9 protein-coding genes are annotated in these 11097 nt (G+C 60.2%); 8 read left to right on the forward strand and 1 reads right to left on the reverse strand.

From position 1 onward, the window contains the following. Positions 1-120: 120 nt before the first annotated feature. Positions 121-2559 (reverse strand): penicillin-binding protein 1A, encoded by a 2439-nt coding sequence (locus F7R06_RS11375; RefSeq protein ID WP_390959818.1) that lies wholly within the window; start codon positions 2557-2559, stop codon positions 121-123. 214 nt (positions 2560-2773) lie between these two features. Here F7R06_RS11375 and F7R06_RS11380 point away from each other — a divergent pair, with 214 nt between their 5' ends. The 8 genes from F7R06_RS11380 to F7R06_RS11415 all read left to right on the forward strand — a co-directional run bounded on the left by F7R06_RS11380 (position 2774) and on the right by F7R06_RS11415 (position 11022). Next, positions 2774-3835, forward strand: a complete 1062-nt coding sequence (locus F7R06_RS11380; RefSeq protein ID WP_090328223.1) for a pilus assembly protein PilM — start codon at positions 2774-2776, stop codon at positions 3833-3835. Next, a complete protein-coding gene (locus tag F7R06_RS11385; protein ID WP_090328225.1) occupies positions 3835-4401 on the forward strand; it encodes a PilN domain-containing protein in 567 nt (188 codons plus the stop codon). The genes F7R06_RS11380 and F7R06_RS11385 overlap by 1 nt, the downstream gene beginning before the upstream one ends. Then, a complete protein-coding gene (locus F7R06_RS11390) occupies positions 4398-5021 on the forward strand; it encodes a type IV pilus inner membrane component PilO (protein WP_090328229.1) in 624 nt (207 codons plus the stop codon). Before F7R06_RS11385 ends, F7R06_RS11390 begins: the two co-directional genes overlap by 4 nt. After that, positions 5018-5545, forward strand: coding sequence for a pilus assembly protein PilP (locus F7R06_RS11395; protein ID WP_090328233.1), 528 nt, complete (start codon positions 5018-5020; stop codon positions 5543-5545). Before F7R06_RS11390 ends, F7R06_RS11395 begins: the two co-directional genes overlap by 4 nt. A 13-nt stretch (positions 5546-5558) precedes the next feature. Further along, positions 5559-7631: a type IV pilus secretin PilQ gene (locus F7R06_RS11400; RefSeq protein WP_090328235.1), complete on the forward strand. Its 2073-nt coding sequence runs from the start codon at positions 5559-5561 to the stop codon at positions 7629-7631. 4 nt (positions 7632-7635) lie between these two features. Continuing rightward, positions 7636-8154, forward strand: a complete 519-nt coding sequence (aroK, locus tag F7R06_RS11405) for a shikimate kinase AroK (protein ID WP_090328238.1) — start codon at positions 7636-7638, stop codon at positions 8152-8154. A gap of 152 nt (positions 8155-8306) precedes the next feature. Continuing rightward, positions 8307-9407 (forward strand): 3-dehydroquinate synthase, encoded by a 1101-nt coding sequence (aroB, locus tag F7R06_RS11410; RefSeq protein WP_090328241.1) that lies wholly within the window; start codon positions 8307-8309, stop codon positions 9405-9407. A 10-nt stretch (positions 9408-9417) separates the two neighbouring features. After that, on the forward strand, positions 9418-11022 hold the full coding sequence (locus F7R06_RS11415) for an AAA family ATPase (protein WP_090328244.1): 1605 nt from the start codon (positions 9418-9420) through the stop codon (positions 11020-11022). Positions 11023-11097: the final 75 nt, after the last annotated feature.

The raw sequence follows: 11097 nt of genomic DNA on the forward strand, positions 1-11097 counted from the left end.
TGGCAAACCCTGTAGGAGCGAGCTTGCTCGCGATGCTCGTCAACGATGACGCGGGCGGTCTGAATACCCGCGTTGTCTGAACATTTTTCGCGAGCAGGCTCGCTCCTGCAGGCTGCTTCTCTAGAACAAATCGATTGGCGCCTGTTCATCCGCTGGCAACGGGCTACCCGGTGCAGTGCCATTACCGATTTCATTCACCGACGGTGGCGTGTCTTCGGCCTTGAACAGCTCGAAATAGGCTCCAGGCGTGCTTGGGCTTGCCGCACGGCCGCTGACCGGGTCGATGCGCAGGCTCAGGATGCCATCCGGCTCTGGTTGGGTGTGTGGTGGCAGGCCTTTGAGTGCGGCGCCCATGTAGTTCATCCAGATCGGTAGCGCGACGGTGCCGCCGAATTCCTTGCGACCCAGGCTTTCCGGCTGGTCGAAACCGGTCCAGACGGTGGTCACGTAATCGGCGTTGTAACCGGAGAACCAGGCGTCCTTGGATTCGTTGGTGGTACCGGTCTTGCCGGCGATGTCAGGACGACCCAGCGCCAGTGCGCGGCGGCCGGTACCCAGCTTGATGACGTCCTCCAGCATGCTGTTGAGGATGTAGGTGGTACGGCCATCGACGATGCGTTCAGCCACGGCCGGTGCCTGTGGTGCCGATTGGGTCGTCGGCGCTTCGCCCGGCGTAGCGTTGACCGTGAAGGCCTGGGCGGACGGGGCGGCGATGCCATCGCTGGCGGCGCCGCCTTTCGGCACGCTCGGCGGGTTGGCGACAAACAGCGTATCGCCATTGCGGCTTTCGATCTTGTCGATGATGTACGGGGTGATCTTGTAGCCGCCGTTGGCGAAGGTGCTCCAGCCCGTGGCGATTTCCATTGGCGTCAGGGTCGCGGTGCCCAGGGCCAGGGACAGGTTGGGCGGCAGATCCTGCTTATTGAAGCCAAAGCGGGTGATGTAGTCGATGGTTTTGCCAACGCCCATCGCTTGCAGCAGGCGGATCGACACCAGGTTACGCGACTTGTACAGCGCTTCGCGCAAGCGGATCGGGCCGAGGAAGGTGTTGGTGTCGTTCTTCGGGCGCCAGACCTTGTCCAGGTATTCGTCGACGAACACGATCGGTGCGTCGTTCACCAGGCTGGCGGCGGTGTAGCCGTTATCCAGCGCAGCGGCGTAGACGAATGGCTTGAAGCTCGAACCCGGCTGGCGCTTGGCCTGCAAGGCGCGGTTGTAATTGCTCTGCTCGAAGGCGAAGCCGCCGACCAGCGCGCGGATCGCGCCGTTTTGCGGGTCCAGGGATACCAGCGCGCCCTGGGCTTGCGGGATCTGGCTGAACTTAAGCGAATTGTCCGCCTGACGCTGCACACGAATCAGGTCGCCGACCTGGGCCACATCGGACGGTTGCTTCGGATTGGCGCCCATGCTGTTGGTGTTCAGGAACGGACGCGCCCATTTCATGCTGTCCCAGCTGACGTGCTCGTTGCCGGTGCGGGTCAGCACCTGCAGGCCGTTTTTCTCGACCTGAGTGACAATGGCCGGCTCAAGGCTGCTGATGGTGCGCTGCTTGGTCAGCTCGGTCGCCCAGGCTTCGCGGGTCTTGCCCGGCAGGCGCGATTCAGGGCCGCGATAGCCGTGGCGCTGGTCGTAGGTCATCAGGCCTTCATGGACCGCGGTGTTGGCCATTTCCTGCAGATTGCTCGGCACCGTGGTTGTCACGCGGAAGCCTTCGGTATAGGCGTCGCTGCCGTAGCGGCCGACCATTTCGGCGCGGGCCATCTCGGCAATATATGGCGCATTCACTTCCGGGGTCGGGACGTGATAGCTGGCATTCAGCGGCTCGTTGATCGCGGCGGTGTAGTCGGCCTCGCTGATTTTGCCGAGCTTGTACATGCGCCCCAGGATCCAGTCGCGACGCTCTTTACTGCGGGCCGGGTTGGCCAGCGGGTTGAAGCGCGACGGGGCTTTGGGCAGGCCGGCGATCATCGCCATCTGCGCCAGGCTGACGTCACGAATCGACTTGCCGTAATAGACCTGCGCCGCCGCCTCGATGCCGTAGGCGCGGTTACCCAGATAGATCTTGTTGACGTACAGCTCGAGGATCTCGTCCTTGGTCAGCTGCCGTTCGATCTGCAAGGCCAGGAGGATTTCGGTGGTTTTGCGCGAGAAGCTGCGTTCGCTGGTCAGGAAGAAGTTCTTCGCCACCTGCATGGTGATGGTGCTGCCGCCGGACTGGATGTGTCCGCTTTTTACCAGTTGGGTCGCGGCACGCATCAGGCTGCTGGGATCCACGCCGTAGTGATTGGCGAAGTTATCGTCTTCAGCACTTAGTAACGCATTAATGAAATTGGGGGGAATGTCGGCGAAACGGATCGGTGTACGGCGCATTTCGCCGAATTCTGCGATCAACTTGTTATCGCTGCTGTAGACCCGCAAAGGGATCTGCAACTGGATGCTTCGCAACGCCTCTACGGACGGCAATCCGGGGCTAAGGTAGAGAAACGCCCCGCTCAGACCCAGGAGCAGTCCGCAGAAAACCGCGACGATGGACCAACCGAAAAATTTCAGCAGACGAATCAAGGCTTTTGGATATCCAGGGCAAAGAATGAATTAGGCATCAGGGTTCAGGCTAAAGGCGAACGACCCGCGCTTGAGAAAGCGGAAAAAAACGCTGGGCATTATAAGCATTTTTCCGCCGGAAGCGTCATTTGCGCTGATGTCAAGACGGGCGGAGGGAACACAAAACACATTACAGAGTCCGTAACTCACGGATAGTCATAGGGAATTGCCAGTGCCAGGACTCTTCAACAAAAAAACCGACACCCTTTTGGGTATCGACATCAGCTCCACTTCGGTGAAGCTTCTGGCGCTGAGCCGCCAGGGCGCCTGTTATCGGGTCGAGGCCTATGCGGTCGAACCGCTGCCCGCCAACGCCGTTATCGAAAAGAATATCGCCGAGCTCGAAGCTGTGGGCCAGGCGCTCTCTCGCTTATTGATCAAGGCCAGAACCAGCCTCAAGCACGTGGCTGTGGCGGTGGCTGGCTCGGCGGTGATCACCAAGATCATTGAGATGGACGCCGGTCTTTGTGACGACGACATGGAAAACCAGTTGAAGATCGAGGCCGATCAGTACATCCCCTATCCGCTGGATGAAGTCGCCATCGATTTTGAAGTTCAAGGGGTTTCGTCGCGCAATCCAGAACGGGTCGATGTGCTGCTCGCGGCCTGTCGCAAGGAAAGCGTCGAAGTCCATGAGGCCGCGCTGGCCCTGGCCGGCCTGACCGCTCGCGTCGTTGACGTCGAGGCCCATGCCCTGGAGCGATCCTTCGCGCTGCTGGCCAATCAATCGGTGGTGCCCAAGGAACGCCTGGTGGCGGTGGTCGACATCGGTGCGACCATGACCACCCTGAGCGTGTTGCACCACGGTCGCATCATTTATACCCGTGAACAATTGTTCGGTGGCCGTCAGCTGACGGAGGACATTCAGCGCCGCTACGGCCTGACCCTCGAACAGGCGGGGCTGGCAAAGAAGCAGGGTGGTTTGCCGGATGATTACGTCAACGAAGTGTTGCAGCCGTTTCGCGAGGCGCTGGTGCAACAGGTAGCTCGCTCATTGCAGTTTTTCTTCGCTGGCGGCCAATACGATGCTGTCGATCATATCCTGCTGGTCGGCGGCACCGCCTCGATCTGCGGGCTGGATCGGTTGATCCAGGAGCATTTGGGAACACCGACTCAGGTGGCTAATCCGTTTGTCGAGATGACGTTGAGCGCCAAGGTCAACGCCGCGGCCCTGGCAAGCGATGCTCCGGCCATGATGATTGCCTGCGGGCTGGCTCTCAGGAGTTTCGATTGATGGCGCGGATCAATCTTCTACCCTGGCGCGAAGCGCTGCGCGAGGAGCGCCGAAAGCGTTTTTTACTGATTCTGGTGGGTGTGCTGGTGGGGGCGGCGGGTGCGGTGCTGGTTGCGAACCAGGCCATCAATGGCGCCATCGAACGGCAAGTCGCCCGAAATGATTACATCAATCAGCAGATTGCCGTGGTCGACGAACGGATCAAACAGATCAGCGATCTCAAGGCGCGTCGTCAGCAGTTGCTTGAGCGCATGCGCATCATCCAGGACCTGCAAGGTAATCGCCCGATCAGTGGGCGTATTTTTGAACAGTTGGCGCGGACGCTTCCCGACGGGGTGTTTTTCACCGAAGTCAAAAGGGTGGGCAAAACCTTGTCGATTTCTGGTGCCGCTGAATCGAACAATCGTGTTTCCGACCTGATGCGCAACCTGAATGCTTCGGACTGGTTCGATGCACCGAGCCTGACTGAAGTCAAAGCGACCACTGCGGGTCAGCTGGATCAGGCCAATGTCTTCCAGCTGACCGTTCGTCAGACTCAGCCGGCAGCCGTGGAAGGTGAACAATGAGTCCCTCCGGATGGCTGGAAGGGCTGCGCAGGATCGATATTCACGAACTGGACACCCACAACATGGGTTCATGGCCGCCTGCGATCAAGGTGCTGGTGGGCGTGTTGGTCATGATCCTGGTGCTGGCTCTCGGTTACAGTTTCTCCACGAGCGAGGTTCGGAGCCGGCTTGACCTCAAGCGCGAAGAAGAGACGGTTCTCAAGGAACGGTTCGCCACCAAGGCGCGCATGGCGGCGAATCTGGAACTCTATAAGCAGCAACTGAGGGAGATGGAAAACTCCTTTGGTGTACTGCTACGGCAACTGCCCAGCGATACCGAAGTGCCCGGCCTGCTGGAAGACATCACTCGCACCGGTCTGGGGAGCGGGTTGGAGTTTGAAGAGATCAAGTTGCTGCCGGAGGTGACCCAACCGTTCTATATCGAACTGCCGATCCAGATCACCGTCACCGGTGCCTATCACGATCTGGCCACCTTCGTCAGCGGTGTGGCCGGGCTACCGCGCATCGTTACCTTGCATGATTTCGACCTGGTGCCGGCCAATCCCGACGGCGGCCCGAAGCTGCGCATGAGCATCCTCGCCAAGACCTATCGCTACAACGACAGGGGTTTGGATCAATGAGCCCGATTCGTTGTTTATCGATGGCTGTGTCGTTAGTGGTCCTCTCCGGTTGTGGCAGTGGCGATGACTTCAGTGACCTGGATGCCTGGCTGAACGAAACGCGCCTGCGCGCACCGGGCAAGATTGAACCAACGCCCACGATCCGGTCTTACCCGTCATTCACTTACAACGCAGCCAACCTGCGCAGCCCGTTTTCTCCGCAGGTCAGAATCGACCTGTCCGGCCAGAAACACGGCTCACGCAACGTCAGGCCCGACCCCGACCGGGTCAAGCAATACCTCGAGGGTTTCAACATCGAGCAGTTTGAAATGGTCGGCACGATTTCCAATGCAGCGGGCTCCTTTGCATTGCTGCGCGGGGCTGGCGGGGTGCACAGGCTGAAAGTCGGTGATTACCTGGGGCGCAATGATGGGCGGATCGTCGCCATCAGCGGCTCACAAGTGGATGTGGTCGAAATCGTCCCTGACGGGGAAGGCGCCTGGCTGGAACGGCCTCGGACCATCCCTCTGAAAGAGCACTCATAGTGGAACCGGAAAAATGAACAGGACTTTCTCAGCCATCGGAATGACGCTATGGATGGCGTTGTTGTCGCCGATGGCACAAGCGGCCAGCCTCAAGGCGCTGGATGTCGTGGCGCTGCCGGGAGACAGCGTCGAGTTGAAGTTGGCATTCGATGAGCCGCCACCGGCCCCTCAGGGCTACACCACGGCGTCACCGGCGCGGATCGCGCTGGATTTGCCGGGAGTCGTCAGTCAATTGGCGAACAAAACCCGTGACTTGGGTGCTGGCAATGCCCGAAGCGCGACGGTGGTGGAGGTCAAGGATCGTACGCGGCTGATCATCAATTTGAGCCAATCGGCCCCCTACAGCACGCGAATCGAGGGCAACAACCTGTTGGTGGTGGTCGGGCAGGGCGGCAAAAACGCGACGGCCAGATCGACCGCCATTGCAGCGCCGGCTCCGGCGCGCCCCCCAGTGCCATCGGGCAAGGCTATCGGCGGTGTGGACTTCCAGCGTGGTACCCAGGGTGAAGGCAATGTGGTGATCGATCTGTCTGATCCGTCCATTGCGCCGGATATTCAGGAGCGCGACGGCAAGATCATCGTCGGGTTTGCCAGGACTCACTTGCCCGAACCCTTGCGCGTGCGTCTGGATGTGAAGGACTTCGCCACGCCGGTGCAGTTCATCAACGCCAGCGCCATCGGTGACCGGGCCATCATCACGATCGAGCCCGGCGGTGGCGCCTTCGACTACTCGACCTATCAGACCGACAACAAACTCACGGTCAGCGTCCGTCCGGTGACCACCGACGACCTGCAAAAGCGTAACGCCGACCGCTACATCTACAGTGGTGAAAAGCTTTCGCTGAACTTCCAGGACATCGACGTGCGCTCAGTGCTGCAACTGATCGCGGACTTCACCAATCTCAATCTGGTCGCCAGCGATACGGTACAGGGCGGCATTACCCTGCGCCTGCAGAACGTCCCGTGGGATCAGGCACTGGATCTGGTGCTGAAAACCAAGGGGCTGGACAAGCGCAAGATCGGTAACGTGCTACTGGTGGCGCCGGCCGACGAAATTGCCGCCCGTGAGCGTCAGGAGCTGGAGTCGCAAAAACAGATCGCCGACCTGGCGCCGCTGCGGCGGGAGCTGTTGCAGGTCAATTACGCCAAGGCGGCGGATATCGCCAAACTGTTCCAGTCGGTGACCAGTGCCGAGGCGAAAGTCGACGAGCGGGGCTCCATCACTGTCGATGAGCGTACCAACAACATCATTGCCTACCAGACACAGGAACGACTCGACGAGCTGCGACGCATCGTTGCCCAGCTGGATATTCCGGTGCGCCAGGTCATGATCGAAGCACGCATCGTCGAAGCCAACGTCGATTACGACAAAAGCCTGGGTGTGCGCTGGGGCGGTTCGATCCAGAACAAGGGCAACTGGAATACATCCGGGGTCAGCAACGGCGCCAACGGATCATCGACCATCGGCACACCGGGTAGCACCAGCACCAATTCACCGTTCGTCGATTTAGGGGCGGCGAACAACACCTCAGGGATCGGCATTGCGTTTATTACCGATAACGTCTTGCTGGACCTGGAACTGACGGCCATGGAGAAGACCGGCAACGGGGAAATCGTCTCGCAACCCAAGGTCGTCACGTCCGACAAGGAAACCGCAAAAATCCTCAAGGGCACCGAGATTCCCTATCAGGAAGCCAGCTCCAGCGGCGCTACATCGGTGTCTTTCAAAGAGGCATCGCTCTCGCTGGAAGTGACGCCGCAGATCACTCCGGACAACCGGATCATCATGGAGGTCAAGGTCACCAAGGACGAGCCGGACTACCTCAACAAGGTCCAGGATGTGCCGCCGATCAAGAAAAACGAGGTCAACGCCAAGGTCCTGGTCAACGATGGGGAGACTATCGTCATTGGCGGTGTTTTCTCAAATACTCAAAGCAAGGTTGTAGATAAGGTGCCATTTCTTGGCGATGTGCCGTATCTTGGCCGCCTTTTCCGGCGTGACGTGGTTTCGGAGAAAAAATCCGAGCTGTTGGTGTTTCTCACACCGCGTATCATGAATAACCAGGCGATTGCTGTGAGTCGTTGATTCTGTGCGAAATTTGATTCTTGTAGGACCGATGGGCGCTGGAAAAAGCACCATCGGCCGGTTGCTGGCCAAAGAGCTGCGCTTGCCATTCAAAGATTCCGATAAGGAAATTGAATTACGCACGGGCGCCAATATCCCATGGATCTTCGATAAAGAAGGCGAACCGGGCTTTCGTGACCGCGAGGAGGCAATGATTGCCGAACTGTGCGATTACGATGGCGTGGTGCTGGCGACCGGCGGCGGTGCAGTGATGCGCGAAGCCAATCGTCGGGCTCTGCGCGCCGGTGGGCGGGTGGTTTATCTGCATGCCTCTGTCGAGCAGCAGGTCGGCCGCACGTCGCGCGACCGCAATCGGCCCTTGTTGCGCACCGCCGATCCGGCCAAGACCCTTCGTGATCTGCTGGCGATCCGCGATCCGCTGTATCGGGAAATCGCTGATCTGGTGGTGGAAACCGATGAGCGACCGCCACGAATGGTCGTGCTCGATATCCTCGAACGCTTGCAGCAGCTGCCTCCCCGTTAATGCGCAGAGCGAAATGCGCTATCCTCGGCGTCCTGCCACAACCGCTCAAGGTTGTGGCGAACGGCGACCCAACGGCGTCAATAACTGCAAAGGCCGTGGACATTCGTTAACTCAAGGCGGAACGCCTGATTCCATCTTCACTGTGGGGACACATGCAGACACTCAAGGTCGATCTAGGCGAGCGCAGCTACCCGATTCATATTGGCGAAGGTTTGTTGGATCAGCCTGAGCTGCTGGCCCCGCATATTCGCGGACGGCAAGTGGCAATCATCTCCAACGAAACCGTCGCGCCGCTCTATCTCGAACGTCTGACCCGCAGCCTCGCGCAGTTCTCGGTGATTTCCGTGGTGCTGCCCGACGGCGAAGCCTTCAAAACCTGGGAAACCCTGCAACTGATCTTCGATGGCCTGCTGACCGCGCGGCACGATCGCCGCACCACGGTGATTGCCCTCGGTGGCGGTGTGATCGGTGACATGGCCGGTTTTGCTGCCGCCTGCTACCAGCGCGGCGTCGATTTCATTCAGGTTCCGACCACATTGCTGTCGCAAGTCGACTCCTCGGTGGGCGGCAAGACCGGGATCAACCACCCGCTGGGCAAGAACATGGTGGGTGCCTTCTATCAGCCGAATGTCGTGCTCATCGACACGGCCTCCCTCAAGACCCTGCCGGCCCGTGAACTGTCCGCCGGCCTGGCTGAAGTCATCAAATACGGGCTGATCTGTGATGAGCCGTTCCTGACCTGGCTCGAAGACAACGTCGATCGCCTGCGCAACCTGGATCAGCAAGCCCTGACCTACGCCATCGAGCGTTCCTGTGCAGCCAAGGCCGCCGTGGTCGGCGCCGATGAGAAAGAGACCGGCGTGCGCGCAACGTTGAACCTGGGCCACACCTTCGGCCACGCCATCGAAACTCACATGGGGTATGGTGTCTGGCTTCACGGTGAGGCCGTCGCTGCGGGCACCGTAATGGCGTTGGAAATGTCCGCACGCCTGGGCTGGATCAGCGAACAGGACCGCGACCGCGGCATTCGCCTGTTCCAGCGCGCCGGCCTGCCGGTCATCCCGCCGCAAGAGATGACTGAAGCCGATTTCCTCGAACATATGGCAATTGATAAAAAAGTGATCGACGGTCGTTTGCGCCTGGTGCTGCTGCGCCAAATGGGCGAAGCAGTGGTGACCGACGATTATCCGAAAGAGGTTTTACAGGCCACGCTGGGAGCGGATTACCGCGCCCTGGCTCAGCTTAAAGGTTAATAAGATCGCGATGACTAGTTTGCATGCGGACGAGGCTTTCCTCGGCCATTACCAGTTGAGTCATGACCCTTTTGCTCCACGGGTGCCTGGCTTCAAGTTTTTCCCGGCCCAGCGCAAACCGGTGCTGGGACAACTGCACCACCTGGCGCGTTACAGCCAGTTGCTGCTGGTCGTCACCGGTCCCCAAGGCAGTGGCAAGACCCTGTTGCGCCAGGCCCTGGTGGCCAGCACCAACAAACAGTCGGTGCAGAGCGTGGTGGTTTCCGCCCGTGGCGCCGGTGATTCGGCAGGCATCTTGCGCCAGGTCGCCCAGGCGCTGGACGTTGCCCAGGCCGAGATCGGCGCAATTCTGGCTCAGGTGGTGCAATTGGCGCTCACCGGTCAGGAAGTCTATCTGCTGGTGGATGACGCCGAGCAACTCGACGAGTCCGCGCTGGAAGCCTTGATGGCCCTGGCGGCTGGCGCGCCGGAAGGTCGCCCCCATGTGTTCCTGTTTGGCGAGTCGTCGCTGATTGCCCAGTTGGAGCAGTTGAGCCTCGAGGAAGAGCGCTTCCACGTCATCGAACTGCAGCCTTACACCGTAGAGGAAACGCGCGAATACCTGGAGCAGCGTCTCGAAGGTGCCGGCCGGGGTATCGAACTTTTTACCGCGGATCAGATCTCTGATATTCATGAAAGCGCTGACGGTTGGCCTGGCAACATCAACCAGGTCGCCCGCGATGCCATGATCGAAGCCATGATTGCCAGCCGCACAGCGGTCAAGCGTCCAAGTATGGGGTTCAATATGCCGAAGAAGCACGTATTGGCAATTTCCGCCGTCGTTGTGGTCGCGGTAGCTGCCGCCTGGTTGATGCCGGGTCGCAACAAAGCGCCGACCACGGGGGCGCCTGCCAACGAACAGGCGCAATTGCCACTTGGCCAGGGCAAGCCGCAAGCCAACGGTGGCGCGCCGGCCGTCGAATTCGCCGGCAACACGCAGCCGATGCCATTGCCGTTGGTCGGTAATTCGCAGCCGGTCATGCGCGGCCCGCTGGCCGAAGCGGCGGGTGGCATTACCGAGGGTGATGACGGTGTGCCGGTCGAAGGTTCCAGCGCCACGCCGCCGACCGTGACCACGACTGCTCCGCCTGCGGGCGTGCCTGCCGGTCCTGCGCCGACACCTGCAGCCAAGCCAACGCCGGCACCGACTCAGGTCGCTACCGCCAAGCTAGCGCCTGTTCCGGCCGCCAAGCCTGCACCTGCTCCGGCACCGGTCGCCAAAGCCGCGCCAGCGGCCAAGCCGGTTGAAAAACCGGCCGAGAAACCAGTCGCCGTGGCCAAGGCTGCAGGTGGCACCTGGTATGCAGGCCAGGCTCCGGGCAACTACGTTGTGCAGATCCTCGGCACCAGCTCCGAAGCGGCCGCGCAAAACTTCGTCAAGGAGCAGGGCGGCGAGTACCGCTACTTCAAGAAAGTCCTCAACGGCAAGCCGCTCTATGTGATCACCTACGGCAGTTTCGCCAATCGTGATGCAGCCGTTTCCGCCATCAAGGCCTTGCCAGCGAAGGTTCAGGCTGGTAAACCTTGGCCTCGCACTGTCGCCAGCGTCCAACAGGAACTGGCAACAACTCGCTGAAGATTCGGCGGCCTTACCCAGGCCGCCTCTCCAAGCACCTCAAAATTCTACAAGTGCGCGCAGTCTCTACAGACC

The sequence above is a fragment of the Pseudomonas moorei genome, from assembly GCF_008801475.1.
Taxonomy (GTDB): Bacteria; Pseudomonadota; Gammaproteobacteria; order Pseudomonadales; family Pseudomonadaceae; genus Aquipseudomonas; species Aquipseudomonas moorei.

Excerpts from the sequence above, each read along its gene's own strand:
- F7R06_RS11385 (WP_090328225.1), top strand. The coding sequence starts at position 3,835 with ATGGCGCGGATCAATCTTCTACCCTGGCGCGAAGCGCTGCGCGAGGAG.
- F7R06_RS11390 (WP_090328229.1), top strand. The coding sequence starts at position 4,398 with ATGAGTCCCTCCGGATGGCTGGAAGGGCTGCGCAGGATCGATATTCAC.
- F7R06_RS11395 (WP_090328233.1), top strand. The coding sequence starts at position 5,018 with ATGAGCCCGATTCGTTGTTTATCGATGGCTGTGTCGTTAGTGGTCCTC.
- F7R06_RS11400 (WP_090328235.1), top strand. The coding sequence starts at position 5,559 with ATGAACAGGACTTTCTCAGCCATCGGAATGACGCTATGGATGGCGTTG.
- aroB (WP_090328241.1), top strand. The coding sequence starts at position 8,307 with ATGCAGACACTCAAGGTCGATCTAGGCGAGCGCAGCTACCCGATTCAT.
- F7R06_RS11415 (WP_090328244.1), top strand. The coding sequence starts at position 9,418 with ATGACTAGTTTGCATGCGGACGAGGCTTTCCTCGGCCATTACCAGTTG.